Here is a 15675-nt window from a genome sequence, read left to right on the forward strand (position 1 = left end):
GTCATCGACTTCGCCGGCTGGCACCCGCCTGTGTGTCATGTTGGCGTCATCGTGTGTCATGTTTCGTCACACCGCGCCGTGCAGTTGTCACACGTGTGCTGTGCCGACGATCACCGGAAGTTCCGCGCCTTCGTCGGCAGCTGCACCTCGAGGGGGACGAGTTTGTGCGCGTAGAGGCTGACCACGTCTCCCCCGCGCTGGATGAGTCCGGTGACGACGAGGGCGTTGCGGGAGGTCGCGACCGTGCGGAAGCGTTTCATCAGCCCGGCCGTGGCTACGACGTTGAGCATCCCGAATTCGTCTTCGAGGTTGATGAAGGTGATCCCCGAGGCGGTGGCCGGGCGCTGCCGATGGGTGACGATCGCGGCCACCGTCATCCGGGTTCCGTCCGCCGCACGCGCTGCATCTGCGGTCGATGAGTATCCGCGGGCGCTCAGCGTCTCGCGCATCATCTCCGTGGGGTAGCCGTCGACGGTGATCCCGGTGGAGAAGAGTTCGGCCAAGGTCGTATCGAAGGCGTCCATGGTCGGCAGGCTCGGCGCCGAGTCCACGCTCGCCGTTCCCGGCAGCAGCCCCGGATGGGCACCGGCGACTCCCCCGGCCAGCCACAGGGCCTGCCGTCGGTCGAGGTCGAATCCGGACAGGGCCCCGGCCGTGGCCAGCGATTCCAGGGCCTGCTTGCCGATGCCGGTGCGTTCGGCCAGGTCCGCCACCGAGGCGAAGGGAGCGATCTCGCGTTCGGTCACGATCACCTCGGCGAAGGAGCCGACATGCGCGACCGTGTCCAGCCCCAAGCGGATCCCCAGCTCCCCCGCCGAGGCGGTCGTGTCCTTGTCCTCCCCCGCTGAGGCGGTGTCCCCATCCCCGGCCTCTGCGACCCGTTCGAGGTCCGTGGCCGCCTGGGACCGGCGGATGTCGACGGGCAGGATCGGCACTCCGTGCCGGCGGGCATCGGCGATGAGCGACTGCGGGGAGTAGAAGCCCATCGGCTGGCTGCGCAGCAGACCGGCGGTGAAGGCGGCGTGGTGATGGTATTTGAACCAGGCGGACTGATAGACGAGGTTCGCGAAGCTGATGGCATGCGATTCGGGGAATCCGTAGTTCGCGAAGGCCGCGATGGTGGAGAAGATCGTCTCGGCGGTCTCCGCGTCGACTCCGCGCTCCATGGCTCCGGTACGGAACTTCTCGGCGAGTTCGGCCATCCGCTTCTCCGACCGACGGGAGCCCATGGCCTGCCGCAGCCGGTCGGCATCGGCCCCGGTGAACCCGCCGACGTCGATGGCCATCTGCATGAGCTGCTCTTGGAACAGAGGGACCCCGCAGGTCTTGGCCAAGGACTTCTCGAGCAGCGGGTGGAGGTATTCGACCTCATCCAGACCCTGCCGTCGGCGGATATAGGGGTGGACGGAGCCGCCTTGGATCGGCCCCGGTCGGATGAGGGCGACCTGCACGGCCAAGTCGTAGAACTTCTCCGGGCGCAGCCGGGGCAGGGTGGCCAGCTGGGCGCGGGATTCGACCTGGAAGACCCCGATCGCATCGGCACGGCAGAGCATCTCGTAGACGGCTTCGTCGTCGTCATCGATCTCCGCCCGGTCGATGAGGACCCCAGTATGACGGTGGACGAGTCCGACCATCTCGTGCAGGGCGGTGAGCATGCCCAGACCGAGCAGGTCGAACTTGACCAGGTCCATGGCCGCGCAGTCGTCCTTGTCCCATTGGACGACGGTGCGGTGGCCCATCGTCGCCTTCTCGATCGGCACGACTTCACCGATGGCACGGTCGGCCAGGATCATCCCGCCGGAGTGGATGCCCAGATGGCGCGGTGAGCCGAGCAGATCCTCGGCGACCTTGAGCACCGGTGCGGGCACCGGTGAGTCCTCGGCATCGGGCAGGCTCGACCACCGGTTGCTCGACTTCGAGAACGCATCCTGCTGGCCGGGGGCATAGCCGAGGCTGAAGGCGGCGTCCCGGATAGCCGATTTCGCACGGTAGGTGATGACATTGGCGACCTGGGCGGCCCGGTCACGACCGAAATGGTCGTAGACGTATTGGATGACCTCTTCGCGGCGGCCGGATTCGATGTCGATGTCGATGTCCGGGTACCCCTTGCGGTCCGGGGACAGGAACCGGTCGAAGAGCAGTCCGTGTTTGACGGCGTCGACGGCGGTGATGCCGAGGACGTAGCAGACCGCGGAGTTCGCCGCCGAACCCCGGCCTTGGCAGAAGATGCCCATATTGCGGCAGAACTCGGTGATGTCGAAGACGATGAGGAAGTAGCCGCAGAAGCCCAGTTGGGCGATCATGTCCATCTCCCGGTCCAGCTGCTCCCAGGCCCGCGGGTGCTCTGCTCGGGATCCGTAGCGGGTGCGGCCGCGTTCGGCGATGAGGCCACGCAGATACGTCTCCCCCTCGGTCTCATCGGGCATCGGCGCCTTCGGCAGGTCGGGACGGGCCGAGGAGAGGACGAAGGAGCAGTCCTGACCGATCCGCACCGCATTGTCCACAGCCTGCCGCGGGAATCGCGCGAGCATCTCCTCACCGGTGTGGATGCGTGCGCTCGCCGTCGCCGGCAGCCATCCGGCCAGTTCGTCCAGGGGCTTCCGCGACCGCACCGAGGCACGCACCTGAGCCGACTTCCACTCGGCCCGGGTGGCGAAGTGGACGGCGTTGCTGGCGATGATCGGCAGTCCCGTCCGCTGGGCCAGATCGCCGAGGTGGCGCAGCCTCTCGTCGTCATCCGGGGTTCCGTCCCGGCTGAGTTCGACGGCGACCCGGTCGGGTCCGAAGAGTGCGGTGAGTTCGCGCAGAGCGCTGAGCCCGCCGTCATCGTCGCCCAACGCTCGTCGCAGCGGTCCTTTGCGACAGCCGGTGAGGATCATCCAGTCTCCGTCCTCGGCCGCGAGTTCTTCGAGGTCGAAGAGCGGACGGTTCTTCTCACCGCGCAGGTTCGCCTCGGTGATGATCTGAGAGAGCTGGTGGTAGCCCTCGACACTGCGGGCGAGGACGAGCAGGTGGGTGGCATCGGGATCGGTCTGGCCGGGGATCTTCTCCTGCAATCCCACGGACAGCTCGGAGCCGAACACGGTGTCCAGCCCCACCTCGGCGGCGGCATGGGCGAAGCGGACGGCTCCGTAGAGTCCGTTGTGGTCGGTCAGCGCCAGGGAGCTCAGCCCGGCGGCGGCACCGGCGGCGACGAGCTCCTCGGGGTCGGAGGCTCCGTCGAGGAAGCTGAACTGGGAATGCACATGCAGCTCCGCCCAGTCGACCTGCTTCCGCAGCAGTCCCGGTCCGTGGTTCGGCCCCTGAGCGCTGCCGGCGCCTGTCGGCTCCTGATAACGGCTGCGTCCGTCCGAACCGCCGGGGCCGACCGAGACTTGGTAGCGGTCGGGACGGGAGAACGCAGGGGCGTCGGAGCCGTCGGCGTGCTTGTCGACAGGCTGTGTTCCTGCCGGGTTCTCGCCAGCAGGCTGTTTGTCCGCCGGGGAGGACGGGATGTCCTTGCCTTCGAGGCGGCGCGCCAGCTTCGACCACGGTGTGCGCGGGTTAGAGAATCCCATCGGGATCTCCTCCTCTCAAGTGGGGTCGTTCTCTCGGCTGGGGTCGTTGGTCGGCAGGTTGCCGGTCAGCGGTAACGGCCGGTGAGGTACCACTGACCGTGCTCTTTGCTCAGCAGAAGGGCACGGCCGGCATCGGTGACCACCTGCAGCCGGGTGCGGTAGACGGCTCGGTTCGGGTCCCACCATCCGGATTCGATGGGCCAGGAACCGGAGTAGTCGGTGATGGTCTCGGTCTGCCCGGTGGGGAATCTGATCGTCGCCGGGGCCGCACCCAGACCCGAGGGGCGTGCTTCCACCGGTGAGCCGTCCGCGGCGAGCACGTCGACGGCGGAGTGTTCGACCGTCGTCGGACGGGGTGCGTGCAGAGCACCGGGCCAGGGAGCGGCAGGGCTGCGTTCGGGGACGGCCGCCTGCTGCCACGGGGTCCACAGGTTCGTCTCTGCCGGGTCCCACCCGCCTTGGATGCCCGGAACCAGGACGGCATCGGGACCGAACAGTCCCTGCAGACGCTCGAGCGTATGGGTGATCTGCCCGGTGTTCTCGTCGAACAGGCTGCGTGTGGCACCGATCGGGGTGGTCAGTTCGGCCGCGATGAGGCGCAGCGCGATGATGCCATCCTCGGAGAAGTCCTCGGCGTCGGGTGCCGGCTCGTCGACGATGTCGAGTTCCTGCGGGTCAGGCTGTGCCGTGCGGGGATTCTGTCCCGGAGGCGAACCCCGGCCCACTCCCGCCAGCCAGCCTTCGGCCTGCCACCGCAGGCGGTCGGCGATCGCGTTCTCCTGCATGTCCTCGATCCGCCAGGTCCGGGACGAGGACTGGCCGCCCGCGGCATCGAGTTCGATCGTGATCTGGGTGCAGACCAGCCCCTGTCTGCGCACCTTGGCCAACAGGTCGGCACCGAGCTGGCGGGCGAGGAAGCCGAGGGTGTCGCTGCGGGTCGTCGGGGCATCGAGGTCGAGTTCGACGTCGAGCTGTTCGCCGCGGACATGATCGGCGAGCGGGGCTCCTGCCCGCCCGGAGGCCAGGTCGTGCAGATGCCGACCGAAGGCGCCGAAGCGTGCGTTCACGTCTTGGGTCGCGAGGCGGGCGAGGTCACCGAGGGTGCGCAGCCCCAGCTGCAGGAAGACCTCGATCAGCGCGGTCGCCTCGGCGCCGGCGTATTCCAGGGTGGTGATCGGCTGGGCGGAGAGGAAGTCCACGGTCTGTCCGGGTTCGACGCGGCGCGCCTGTCCGGCGGCGAGGACCGCGGCGAAGACGGTGTCCGCGATCCCGGGGAAGAACTCCCATCCGGTGTCATCGACAAGCGCCGAGACCAGTGTCTCGACCGCATCGGCTTCGTCGGCGTAGCCGTGTCTGAGCGAGTCGAGAGGGATCGCCAATGTTCCCGGGCTGAGCAGGGTGAACCTGGCGACGAGGTTGTCGAGGGCACCGACGCCGGCACTGAAATGTCGGTTGTCGGCCTCTTCGTCCCAGACCGCGATGTGGGCTTCCGGACAGCGGTATCCCACGGCGCGTTTGTTGTTCCCGGCGGTGATTCCGGCGGCACGGGCCGGAGCATCGGCGGCGATGACCTTGCCGGCGTGGAGGACCGCGACAGGGCGGCCCGGTGCGATGTCGTGTTCGACCGCTGCGGCCACCGCCGGCCAGTCGGGAACAGTGAGCACGAGGGTGCGGCCGGACTCATCCGACATGGCTGATCACCTGCCGCAGCTGTCTGATCGTCGACCACCGAGGATCGTCGTCCGTGCCCGTGGCCGGATCTGTGCCCAGATCCGTTGTCGGGGCCTTGGACGCTCCGCCGTCTGCCACCACTTCCAGCGTCCCCGCGGGGACGCTGGCGGGAGTTCCTGACGGTCCCGGCAGCAGGAACCGGTGGGTTCCCGTCTGTGAACGAGCGCGGACGAGGCAGGACTGCAGACGGCCGTGACCGTGTTCGGCACCCGACCAGCGGGTGTCGGTGATCTCGATCTGCTCCGTACTGCCGGAAAGAGGTCGGAGGCTGATGAGGCTCATTCGTCGTTCACGGATCTTCGCCAGGAGTCGGGCCCGTTCCGAAGCACTCGGGGCGAAGCCGGGGTCGACGAGGATGATGTCGAAGGATTCGATGAGGATCGAAGCCACTCGCAGCCAGTCCTCACCAGGGGTCGCGAGGTTGACGAAATGGTCGAGATCGACACCGAGGTCGGCGATCGAGGACACGGACGGTTCGCCGAGCCCGATGCCGGCACACCACTTCTGCTCCCGGGTCGCCGCAGCGATCGTCGCCAGGCCGCAGCTCAGCGACAGGTCACCGGTGACAGTGACGAGTTCCCCACGCGGCAGACCGCCGCGACGGAACAGCGGAGAGAGCACAGGATCCACCGGATGAGGTGGGATCTTGTCGAACAGTGCCGCAGCCGTGGAGATCCCCGTCTCCCGACTGAGCTGTTCGATGACCGGTGCTGTTGACATGACATCCATTATCGAACTGGTGTTCTAAATTGGCAAGATTCAGACAACAGCTTTGCTTTCCCGGGCGTGTCGCCATTCGGCTTCGAACATCCATGCGATACAGAGGCCGAGGTCAAAGCCGTAACCGCCGCCGACAGTGCCGGGATCGGCCGCTTTCGTGATCTGCCTGACCTTGGCAACGCGAACCGCCGTGTTGAACATCATCCGTCCCCTCATCCGGCTTTCCAGAGGAAGCAGCTGGGAGCCGTCGGGCAAGTAGAAGGCAAAGGCGGCGGGACCGCGCATCGCTCCAGCGAAGTCCGCTCCGGTGCGTTCGATGCGCAGCTGGTATTTGTGCACCACGGTGTGATGTCTGCGACAGAGCAGGATGAGATTGTCCATATCGGTCCTCCCGCCCTGCGACCAGGGGCGGATATGGTGGGCATCGCATCGCCTGCGGGCGCGACAGCCGGGGAATTGGCAGCAGACATCACGCACACTCAGCGCCATTCGCTGTCGTCTGCTCACCAGACGCTTCGAGCGCCCGAGCATGAGGACGTCACCTCCGGCATCCTTGATCGCCCCGCTGATCAGCGCCTCACAGCTCAGGCGCTCCGCCGTCGCCGCAGTGATGCCGCCGAACCCTTCGATCCGGCAGGTCGTATCCGCGCCTCCGCTCGACGTCCCCGCGGGAACGTTTCCCTCGACTCCTGCCGGACCGTCCGGTTCGCCTTCCGTCCCCGCGGGGACGCAGACGGCGGTCGGCTTTGCGGGGATGCTGAGCAGAGGGGGCTTGAACGCGGGCGCGGCTTCCATCGTGGCGCCGCTGCGGGTGATCACCTCTGCGGAGGCATGAACGAGCAGTCGGGCACGATCGGCGTCGATCGAACCCGTGGGCTCGGCACGAGGGAAGGCGTGGATGATCTCCATCAGGCACATGACCTGGGAGACCGGCTCATAAGGAGCCTCGTCCGCTTTGCCACCCTCGCCCGCAGCCCCATCCCCATCGGAACCGCCATCATGGACGGGACGTTCGAGAACCTGGCGGGCGGCGTCGAGCATCGCGGCGATCTCTGCGGCGTCGTCTTCCTCGAGTTCGATCGTGATCCGGGTCCGACCGGGTGCCACCTGACGCATGCTCACACTGTCCTGAGCCAGGTACAGAGGGAACGGGCCGTTGTCGATCTTGTCGGCCAGCTGCTGGTAGTTCTGCGAGATCCGGCTGATCTGGCTGCCGGTGGCGAGGGTGGCCAGACGCAGCGCCTCATCGTCGCCGATCCGCTCCCCCAGTCGGGTCACTTCCCTCACCTTTGAGAAGCTGATATCACCGCCCGCCAGACTCTTCTTCACTTTCGGCATGTCCCGCAGAGCCCTCATCACGCGCACATACTCGCGAGCCGTGTGCATGCTCACCGACGCCACATGCATCACCCACTCGGTCAGGGTCTTCACACCGACCCATTCCGCCCACAATCCCCGCCTCTCGACCTCGTCGATGAGGGTGATGACGCGGGCATGGCAGAAGGAGATGCATGAGATGCTGCGCCGGATATCCGTCACGATCTGCTCACAGGTGAGGGTGCTGGGGTCCACATCGGCGTCAGCCCCTCCATAGTCCTTCGGATCCACGCTCAATCGCTCGAGCTCCGCGGTCTCGGCTGCGCGCGGTCGCGTCGATTCCTGTGCAGCCGAACTCGCTCCTGCCTCATCCCACCGAGCCGTGTTCTGCTGTCCCCTGCCCCACGGTCCCGAGCCTGCCCATGCCTGAGCGGACGGAATTCCGCTCTGGCTTGCCGAGGCCACGGCCGCTTCCCTCACACGTCTTTCCCATTCCATGTCCTCGCCCCACGGATCGACCTGATCTTCGTCGTGCATGGCGTCCCTCCTCGTGCCGTTCGGCCCCGCAGCCCCCATGACCACCGACCGTGCTCCCACTCTAGAACTCGGCACTGACACGAGAATTCCCTCTAATGCAAGCCGAACTGATTATTCATTGATTATCTTCGATTCATTTTCGTTTCTGCTGGTGATGGCTGCACACTTGCCGAAGCCACCGCAACCTGCTCCCGTCGACGCGCTCGTGTCAGTGCGTCCGGGTAGGGTGGCGTCATGACCGACGGCACAAACGGCAGTTCGGCCCGCGAAGCGGCCACGCGTGATTCCTATGATGCGATCGCCCGGACCTACACGGAATGGGTCGCCGATGAGCTCACCGCCAAACCGCATGACCGTGCCGTCCTCGGGGCCTTCTCCGAGCTCGTCCTCGGCACCGGCTCAGCGGAGGTCCTCGACCTGGGCTGCGGGCCCGGTCGCATCACCACGTTCCTCGCCGCCCTCGGGCTCGAGCCGCGCGGACTCGACCTCTCCCCTGCCATGATCGAACTCGCTCAGGGCCTCTATCCGACGCATCAGTTCGACGTCGGGTCGATGACCGCCCTGCCCTATGCCGCTGAGTCCTTCTCCGGTCTCGTCGCCTGGTACTCGACGATCCACGTCCCGGACGATGAGCTTGTCCTCACCTTCGCCGAGGCGGCCCGTGTCCTGCGTCCGGGCGGTTGGTTCCAGTTGGCGTTCCAGCTCGGGGACCGGGTTGATCACTTCTCCGATCTCGCCGGCTTCGACGTCGATCTCGACTTCCACCGCCGCTCGATCGATGACGTGATCACCGCGCTCGAACCGCACGGCTTCATTCCTGCCTCCCGCCTCGAACGCGAACCCGACCGGACCGGTCGCTTCCCGGAGGCGACCAGGCAGGGGTACCTCCTCGTTCGTAAGGCCGGCCTCTGAGGTGAGAAGATGAGGGTGATATGAACATCGACATCGTCTTCCACACTCCCGAGATCCCCGGCAACACCGGAAACGCCATCCGGCTCGCCGCGGTCACCGGAGCCCATCTGCATCTCGTCGAGCCCCTCGGCTTCGACCTCTCCGACGCGAAGCTGCGCCGAGCCGGTCTCGACTATCACGACCTCGCCCATGTCACCGTCCATCCTTCGATCGACGAACTCTGGGGCCACCTCGGCGAACGTCGGGTGATCGCGTTCAGCACGCATACGGACAATTCCTTCGCCGATGTGGACTACCAAGACGGTGATGTCCTCGTCTTCGGACGCGAGTCGACAGGACTGCCCGACGAAGTCGTCAACGACGAGCACGTGGATATGACCGTGCGGATTCCGATGCTTCCGGCACGCCGTTCGCTCAACCTGGCGAATTCGGCATCCATCGCCATCTACGAAGCCTGGCGTCAACACGGCTACGCAGGGGCCTGAACCCGCGTAGACTTCTTCGCGAACGCTTTACCTGAAAGGACCACTATGACCGCAAAGGTGCTCACTGTCGCCGGATCCGATGTCTCCGGAGGAGCCGGACTCGAAGCCGATCTGAAGATGTTCGACGAATACGGGGCCTTCGGCACTGCCGTCGTCACCTGCATCGTCACTTTCGATCCCGATGACGGATTCGCCCATGTCCTCGAGTTCATCGAGCCCGAGGTCGTCACCCGTCAGCTCGAATCGACGCTGGCCGTGCACGAGTTCACCGCCATCAAGTCCGGCATGCTCGGCTCCGTCGACTCGGCACTGGTCCTCGCCGAAGAGCTGAAGACCAATGATCTGCCGTACGTCTTCGATCCTGTGCTCGTGTGCAAGGGCGCAGGCACCATGGTCGATCTCAAGGATCTCTTCGTCGAGAACCTCGTGCCTCTGGCCACCGTCGTCACCCCGAACCTCGAAGAGGCCGCGACCCTGGCCGGGGTCGTCCCCATCGACTCCGTCGAGGGCATGGTCGAGGCCGCGAAGATCATCCACGGGCAGGGCGCGAAGAACGTCGTCGTCAAGGGCGGAGCCCGTCTCGCCGGGGACGATGCCATCGACATCCTCTTCGACGGTGAGACCGTGACGACTCTGCGCTCGCGCAAGGTCAACAACAAGCTCGTCAACGGCGCAGGATGCTCCTTCGCCTCCTCGATCGCGGCAGGAATCGCCACCGGTCTCGACATCAAGGACGCTGTCGTCTCCGCCAAGGAGAAGGTCGCTCACGGAATCGCGAACTGCCTCGACAATGCCACCGGCGTCGCTTCGCTCTACCATCCGGCGGCACGGGTGAGTCCCTCCTCCGAGGTCTCAGTCACCGTCGACTGATCACTGTTGCCAGGGTTGCGTCCCCGCGGGGACGCAACCCTGGCACGGTTCCGCGGAGCCGTCGTAACGGACAGAACTGTCGTAACGGACACTGCGGCCCGCAGACAGCAGATTGCCCCGCACACCTGATCGGTGTGCGGGGCAATCTGAATTAAGCTGTTGGAACGCCCGAGATCAGCGCTTGCCGAAGCCCTTGTAGCGGTCCTTGAACTTCTCCACGCGGCCGGCGGAGTCGAGGATGCGCTGCTTGCCCGTGTAGAACGGGTGCGAAGCGGACGAGATCTCGACGTCGATCACGGGGTAGGTGTTGCCGTCTTCCCACTCGATGGTCTTCTCGCTCTTAGCGGTGGAGCGGGTGAGGAACTTGGTGCCGGAAGCCAGATCGTTGAATACGATCGGTGCGTATTCCGGGTGGATGTCCTTCTTCATTTTCTTACCTCTGCTGAATTCTTTCAGGCGCCTGATATGAGTTGAACTCATCTGCCAGTGCCCGAATTCGTCTGCTGGACACACTCCGAACCGTAGGAACCGGACACGGAGCGACAATCGATTCTAACTGATGGGCCCGGACAAAGCGATTCGACACGGATCTCCTAAACTGTGGCCATGACCACGAAGGAACGCCTCTCCGCTCAGTTCACTCTCCGACCCGCCGCCACCGCCCCCGAACTCATGGCCGAATCGACGGCCACCGCCTTGTCCGCGGTATCCGGCGAAGTCGACGTCTTCGATATCGATCCGCAGATCGCCGATACCGCTGCTCTCCTCGATGCCACGGATCTGCCTCCGGCGACCTCGGCGAACTGCGTTCTCGTCGCCGGCTCGCGGGGCGGCGAGGAGCGGATCGCCGCCTGCATGGTGCTGGCGAACACCCGCGCCGACGTCAACAAGCGGGTCAAGAAGCTCCTCGATGTCCGCAAGGCCTCGTTCCTGCCGCTCGAACGCGCCGTGAACGAATCGGGGATGGAGTACGGCGGCATCGGACCGATCGGCCTGCCGGAGAATTATCGGGTGCTCATCGACTCCCGCGTTGCGGAGGCCGACGAACTCATCATCGGTTCCGGTATCCGCGGCTCCAAGCTGCTCCTCTCCGGATCCGCACTCGCGTCCCTGCCCGGCGCCGAGGTGATCGAGGATCTCGCGAACGAGATCGGCTGACCGTGGCGCTCGGTCCCGCGCCGTCCGTCAGCCAGATACTGCCCGTCAGTTCAGTCCCGCTCGTTCGATGACGTAGTCGATGAGCGGGGCGTAGAGGTTTGGCACCACATCATCGTCCAAGGGGATGGTGGCTTCGATCTGCCCCTGCGCCTCGGCGACGAAAAGGGCGGGATCGTTGCAGTCGGCGTAGCCGATAGTTCGCAGTCCCCGGCTCGAGGCAGCACCAGCCCAACCATGATCGGCCACAACGAGGTCCGGGGCCGACCCGCCGCGGGCGGCGAAGTCGTTGAGCAGCGCATGCATCGGTTCGGCCAGGTGGGTGTGCGGGCTGCCGCCATGCTGGTGCCAGGTCCACACATTGTGGATCTGACGGACGTCGCCGCCGATCTCCGGGACCGGGATGAAGTGATCATGGGTGTCGATGACGGCGCCGGCGTTTTTCGCCGCGGCGGCAATTGCCATATGCACGGGCAGCAGTCCTGCCGGATGTCCGGTGGCGAAGAGGATCCGGCCGCCGGCGCGGGCGACCTGGCCGACCGCCTCGGCGAGCTTCTCCAGAGCGTCGATGCAGCCTTCGGTGGAGATCGTGTCCACGCCTTCGACGAACTCGGGATCGGGCCGCAGGCCGCAGCGTTCGACCATGAGCGCGAACACTGAGTCATAGTCCCAGTCGCGGGTGAGTTCGACGCCGAAGTCGAATTGGCGTTCCTGTTCGAGGAACCGGTGGATGTGCGAGAGGTTGTTCTCTCTCGGTGTGGCGACCTCCCCGGTGATCCGTCCGGCTTCAAGAGCAAGGGCTAGGGTGCTGCGGTCCACTGGGGTCCTCTCCGTCATGACTGCGGGAATGATCACTGTCTTTCTGAGACGATCATACGGATGATGAGCGCGATCATCAGTTCCTTCTCGGAAGGTTCACTCATCGCGACCAGCAGCGTCATCGCTGCCAGCGCATTGTTGTCGACTCGCTTGTTGCCATCGGGGTCGATCAGCGCGCCGTTGCGGTCAAGGAAGGTGACGAACAGCGCCGCGGCGCTGCGCTTGTTGCCGTCGGAGAGGGGGTGGTCTTCTCTTCGGCGGTCGGATAGAGTTCGTGGTCTCCGAACCCCTGATAGATCGCCCCGATGACAGCCCCTAGAGCATCGCCTCGTTCCCTCCCCAGCAATTTATCGTCGGGAAATGCCAATGACAGTCCGCCGATGATTCTGCGTGCTTCTTCCAGGGTCAATTCCCATCCAGGCACGGAGCTCGATTTCGACGACAAGTATCCTTCGTCATAATCTCTGAGCATGGTGAGACTTGGCAGGTACGTTGACAGTACGTCGGCAACCCCCGCAACCAATTCATCCTGCGACCTCGTCAGCACGCTGACAATCTTTCCCAATTCTGACAACCGCCGTTGGTTGACGGCGGTTCCTTCGATCGCATAGCGATGAAGGACATCGTTTGCCCAACGGCGAAATCGCGCTCCTTCCGACGACTTCACTCGAAATCCCACCGACAGGACCATGTCGAGGCTGTAGTGCTCAACCATACGTGTGACGGTTCGGGCGCCTTCTTTCTGAACTGTCGCAAATTTTGCGACAGTTGGCTCACCGTCGACTTCCTCCCGCAGAGCGTTGTTGATATGTTTGCCGATCGTCTTCACATCACGTCCGAACAGATGCGAAAGCTGATGCCGTGTCAGCCAAACGGTATCGGAATCAGTGCGCACCTCGAGCGCGGCGTCACCGTCAGCGGTCGGATACAGCTCAATCGAATTGCTCATAATCAAACGTCAAAGTGCGCCACTGACACGGCTCAATCGTCCTGCAGGGCGAAGCAGGTGACCGCCGAGGCGGCCGCGACGTTGAGGGAGTCCACTCCCCCGCTCATGGGGATCATCACGGTCGAGTCACAGGCGGCGATCGTCGATCGCCTGAGTCCTTCGCCTTCAGTGCCGAAGACGACCGCGGTGCGCTCCGGTGCCGAGGCGGCGAAGTCGCGCAGCCCCACAGAATCATCGTCGAGTGCCAGGGCGGCCACGTGGAAGCCGGCGTCGTGCAGGGCAGAGATTCCGGCGGGCCACGGGTCGATGCGCGTCCACGGCACCTGGAACACCGTGCCCATGGACACACGGATCGACCGGCGATAGAGCGGATCGGCGCAGCGCGGGGTCACGAGCACGGCGTCGACTCCGAATGCGGCCGCGGAGCGGAAGATGGCGCCGACGTTCGTATGGTCGACGATGTCTTCGATGACGACGAGTCGCCTGGCATCGGCGATCAAGGAGGAGACCGGAGCCGGAGCGGGGCGGCCCATGGCGGCCAGAGCTCCTCGGTGGAGGTGGAATCCGGTCAGGGACTCCATAGCGGCATCCGTGCCGATGAAGATCGGCACATCGCTCTCAGCGATGATGTCGGCCAGGTCGAACAGCCATTTCGGGCTGGTGAGGAACGACCGAGGCGAGAGGCCGGCTGCATGAGCGCGGCGGATGATCTTCGAGGATTCGGCGATGAACAGCCCCTCGGCGGGTTCACGGACGCTGCGCAGGGCGACATCGGTCAGCTGCGTGTAGTCGCGCATGCCCTCGAGGCGCCCGTGCAGGGCATCGCCGGAATCATCGCCCTGGCTCCCAGAAGTCAGGTCCGCCTCGCCGAAGAAGCGCAGACGCTCGACGGCGATCCCGAGCTCAGCGGACCGATCGATGACCTGCTGGCGGGTCATGGGTGCCTTGGCCGGAGTGTTCACAGCGTGCTCCCGTTCACAGCGGAATTCCGTTCACAGCGTGAGGATCCTCCAGATCGCGACGAGTCCGAGGGCCACGATGACGGCGCGCAGCAGCACGGGTGAGAACTTCCGCCCGATTCGGGCACCGAAGTACCCGCCGATGAGTGAGCCGATGGCGATGCAGACAACGGCGATCCAGTTGATCCGGTCGTGGCCGACGATGATGTACGTGCTTGCCGAGACCGTATTGACGACGAGGACGAGGACGTTCTTCAGCCCGTTGAGTCGCTGCAGATCATCGGGCAGCAGCAGACCGAGCAGGGCGATGAGGATGATGCCCTGGGCGGCGGCGAAGTAGCCGCCGTAGATCGCGGTGAGGAAGACGACGATGAGCACGGCGATGTACCGGCCCGTGGACAGGCGATCCCCCGCCTTGGCGGCCCGATGCTCGACGCCGGCGGCCTCGGCCCGGCGCAGGGACCGGTTCTTCAGGTAGCGGGAGAGGTACGGCTGCCCGACCACCATGATCAAGGCCACGACGAGGAGGACCGGCACGATCGTCTCGAAAGCATCCTCGGGCAGGTGCAGCAGCAGATACGCACCGGTCAGCGACCCGAGCAGAGAGGCGGGAACGTATCCGAGAATCCGTTTCCACTGCCCTCGCAGCTCTTCACGGTATCCGAACGAGGAGGCGATATTGCCGGGGATGAGACCGACAGCGTTGCTCATCGTCGACACCACCGGCGGCACTCCGAAGGCGACGAGCGCCGGGAAGGTGATGAGCGTTCCGGAGCCGACGACGGCGTTGATGCCGCCTGCCGCGATTCCGGCGACGATGACAAGGCCGATCTGCCACGGTTCGAGGCTCAGGTTCGCCAGGAACTCCATGCTCAGAGGGCGGAACGTGCGTGGTAGCGCTGACCGTCCCGAGTGAGCTTGACGTCGATGCCGAAGGTCGCCGCGAGGTTCTCCGCCGTCAGGGTCTCCTCGATCGGACCTGCGGCCAGATCGGTGCCCTCGGACAGCAGCAGCACATGAGTGATGCCCTCCGGGATCTCCTCGACGTGGTGGGTGACCATGATCGTGGCCGGCGCCCACTTCGACGAGAGGATCTCCGAGAGTGCGCCGAGCAGCTCCTCACGCCCGCCGAAGTCGAGTCCGGACGCCGGCTCGTCGAGCAGCAGAAGCTCCGGGTCGGTCATGAGCGCACGCGCGATCTGCACACGCTTGCGCTCGCCCTCGGACAGCGTACCGAAGGTGCGATCGGCCAAGTGAGTGATGTGGAACGCGGCCAGCAGATCGCGGGCACGCTCGATATCGTCCTGCTCGTACTCCTCCACCCAACGTCCGGTGACGCCGTAGGCGGCGGTGAGCACGGTGTCGAGGACCGCTTCGGAACTCGGAATGCGGTTGGCCAGAATCGTCGAGGCATATCCGATGCGCGGGCGCAGCTCGAACACATCGACGCGGCCGAGCTGCTCCTCGAGGATGTTGACCGTACCCGTCGTCGGATGCATGCGACCGGCCGCGATTTCGAGCAGGGTCGTCTTGCCCGCACCATTGGGTCCGAGCACTGTCCAGTGCTCGCCTTCGGCGACGGTCAGCGAGAAATCGTCGAGGAGGAAATTCGTCCCCCGGCGCACGGACACAGAATCCAGATTCAGGACTTCACTCATATCTTC

General features: G+C 65.2%; 14 protein-coding genes. 4 read left to right on the top strand and 10 right to left on the bottom strand.

Features of this window, described 5'->3' with window-relative positions; all coding sequences use genetic code 11:
• Nucleotides 1-110 precede the first annotated feature (110 nt).
• From AC239G_RS09790 to AC239G_RS09805, 4 genes are all read right to left on the bottom strand, one after another.
• The gene (locus AC239G_RS09790) at nt 111-3557 is read right to left on the bottom strand and encodes an error-prone DNA polymerase (RefSeq protein WP_139467256.1); all 3447 of its coding nucleotides are present in this window, start codon (nt 3555-3557) and stop codon (nt 111-113) included.
• A 65-nt stretch (nt 3558-3622) separates the two neighbouring features.
• Nucleotides 3623-5248 (bottom strand): Y-family DNA polymerase, encoded by a 1626-nt coding sequence (locus tag AC239G_RS09795; protein WP_487488760.1) that lies wholly within the window; start codon nt 5246-5248, stop codon nt 3623-3625.
• Nucleotides 5238-6008: a P-loop NTPase family protein gene (locus tag AC239G_RS09800; RefSeq protein WP_229663927.1), complete on the bottom strand. Its 771-nt coding sequence runs from the start codon at nt 6006-6008 to the stop codon at nt 5238-5240. The genes AC239G_RS09795 and AC239G_RS09800 overlap by 11 nt, the downstream gene beginning before the upstream one ends.
• A gap of 39 nt (nt 6009-6047) precedes the next feature.
• Nucleotides 6048-7862, bottom strand: coding sequence for an HNH endonuclease signature motif containing protein (locus AC239G_RS09805; RefSeq protein ID WP_181270509.1), 1815 nt, complete (start codon nt 7860-7862; stop codon nt 6048-6050).
• Nucleotides 7863-8096: 234 nt separating this feature from the next.
• On the opposite strand from AC239G_RS09805, the gene AC239G_RS09810 reads away from it, so the two are divergent.
• Genes AC239G_RS09810 through thiD form a run of 3 tightly spaced genes read left to right on the top strand, consistent with a single transcriptional unit; the run spans nt 8097 to nt 10129 of the window.
• Nucleotides 8097-8774, top strand: a complete 678-nt coding sequence (locus AC239G_RS09810) for a class I SAM-dependent methyltransferase (protein ID WP_181270510.1) — start codon at nt 8097-8099, stop codon at nt 8772-8774.
• Nucleotides 8775-8794: 20 nt separating this feature from the next.
• On the top strand, nt 8795-9259 hold the full coding sequence (locus tag AC239G_RS09815; RefSeq protein ID WP_181270511.1) for a tRNA (cytidine(34)-2'-O)-methyltransferase: 465 nt from the start codon (nt 8795-8797) through the stop codon (nt 9257-9259).
• 45 nt (nt 9260-9304) lie between these two features.
• Nucleotides 9305-10129 (top strand): bifunctional hydroxymethylpyrimidine kinase/phosphomethylpyrimidine kinase, encoded by an 825-nt coding sequence (thiD, locus tag AC239G_RS09820; RefSeq protein ID WP_139908057.1) that lies wholly within the window; start codon nt 9305-9307, stop codon nt 10127-10129.
• A 174-nt stretch (nt 10130-10303) separates the two neighbouring features.
• Here thiD and AC239G_RS09825 read toward each other — a convergent pair whose 3' ends face one another.
• Nucleotides 10304-10558, bottom strand: a complete 255-nt coding sequence (locus tag AC239G_RS09825) for a type B 50S ribosomal protein L31 (RefSeq protein WP_101544255.1) — start codon at nt 10556-10558, stop codon at nt 10304-10306.
• A 177-nt stretch (nt 10559-10735) separates the two neighbouring features.
• Between AC239G_RS09825 and AC239G_RS09830 the strand changes: the two genes are divergently transcribed.
• Nucleotides 10736-11287, top strand: coding sequence for a YbaK/EbsC family protein (locus AC239G_RS09830; RefSeq protein ID WP_181270512.1), 552 nt, complete (start codon nt 10736-10738; stop codon nt 11285-11287).
• A 45-nt stretch (nt 11288-11332) separates the two neighbouring features.
• Here the strand turns inward: AC239G_RS09830 and AC239G_RS09835 are convergent, their stop codons facing one another.
• The 5 genes from AC239G_RS09835 to AC239G_RS09855 all read right to left on the bottom strand — a co-directional run bounded on the left by AC239G_RS09835 (nt 11333) and on the right by AC239G_RS09855 (nt 15669).
• Nucleotides 11333-12103: a phosphatase gene (locus AC239G_RS09835; RefSeq protein WP_487488761.1), complete on the bottom strand. Its 771-nt coding sequence runs from the start codon at nt 12101-12103 to the stop codon at nt 11333-11335.
• A gap of 169 nt (nt 12104-12272) precedes the next feature.
• Nucleotides 12273-13052 carry a virulence RhuM family protein gene (locus AC239G_RS09840; protein ID WP_219922134.1) on the bottom strand — a complete coding sequence of 260 codons (780 nt, stop codon included), beginning with the start codon at nt 13050-13052 and terminating at the stop codon, nt 12273-12275.
• A 32-nt stretch (nt 13053-13084) separates the two neighbouring features.
• On the bottom strand, nt 13085-13849 hold the full coding sequence (locus tag AC239G_RS09845) for a TrmH family RNA methyltransferase (protein WP_487490111.1): 765 nt from the start codon (nt 13847-13849) through the stop codon (nt 13085-13087).
• Nucleotides 13850-14044: 195 nt separating this feature from the next.
• Nucleotides 14045-14881, bottom strand: coding sequence for a sulfite exporter TauE/SafE family protein (locus AC239G_RS09850; RefSeq protein ID WP_139467267.1), 837 nt, complete (start codon nt 14879-14881; stop codon nt 14045-14047).
• A gap of 2 nt (nt 14882-14883) precedes the next feature.
• Entirely contained in the window at nt 14884-15669 is a 786-nt protein-coding gene (locus tag AC239G_RS09855; protein ID WP_181270514.1) for an ABC transporter ATP-binding protein, read from the bottom strand.
• Nucleotides 15670-15675 lie beyond the last annotated feature (6 nt).

This window comes from Brevibacterium sp. Lmc1 (assembly GCF_057654315.1).

Excerpts from the sequence above, each read along its gene's own strand:
- AC239G_RS09790 (WP_139467256.1), bottom strand. The coding sequence starts at position 3,557 with ATGGGATTCTCTAACCCGCGCACACCGTGGTCGAAGCTGGCGCGCCGC.
- AC239G_RS09795 (WP_487488760.1), bottom strand. The coding sequence starts at position 5,248 with ATGTCGGATGAGTCCGGCCGCACCCTCGTGCTCACTGTTCCCGACTGG.
- AC239G_RS09800 (WP_229663927.1), bottom strand. The coding sequence starts at position 6,008 with ATGTCAACAGCACCGGTCATCGAACAGCTCAGTCGGGAGACGGGGATC.
- AC239G_RS09805 (WP_181270509.1), bottom strand. The coding sequence starts at position 7,862 with ATGCACGACGAAGATCAGGTCGATCCGTGGGGCGAGGACATGGAATGG.
- AC239G_RS09810 (WP_181270510.1), top strand. The coding sequence starts at position 8,097 with ATGACCGACGGCACAAACGGCAGTTCGGCCCGCGAAGCGGCCACGCGT.
- AC239G_RS09815 (WP_181270511.1), top strand. The coding sequence starts at position 8,795 with ATGAACATCGACATCGTCTTCCACACTCCCGAGATCCCCGGCAACACC.
- thiD (WP_139908057.1), top strand. The coding sequence starts at position 9,305 with ATGACCGCAAAGGTGCTCACTGTCGCCGGATCCGATGTCTCCGGAGGA.
- AC239G_RS09825 (WP_101544255.1), bottom strand. The coding sequence starts at position 10,558 with ATGAAGAAGGACATCCACCCGGAATACGCACCGATCGTATTCAACGAT.
- AC239G_RS09830 (WP_181270512.1), top strand. The coding sequence starts at position 10,736 with ATGACCACGAAGGAACGCCTCTCCGCTCAGTTCACTCTCCGACCCGCC.
- AC239G_RS09840 (WP_219922134.1), bottom strand. The coding sequence starts at position 13,052 with ATGAGCAATTCGATTGAGCTGTATCCGACCGCTGACGGTGACGCCGCG.
- AC239G_RS09845 (WP_487490111.1), bottom strand. The coding sequence starts at position 13,849 with ATGCGCGACTACACGCAGCTGACCGATGTCGCCCTGCGCAGCGTCCGT.
- AC239G_RS09850 (WP_139467267.1), bottom strand. The coding sequence starts at position 14,881 with ATGGAGTTCCTGGCGAACCTGAGCCTCGAACCGTGGCAGATCGGCCTT.
- AC239G_RS09855 (WP_181270514.1), bottom strand. The coding sequence starts at position 15,669 with ATGAGTGAAGTCCTGAATCTGGATTCTGTGTCCGTGCGCCGGGGGACG.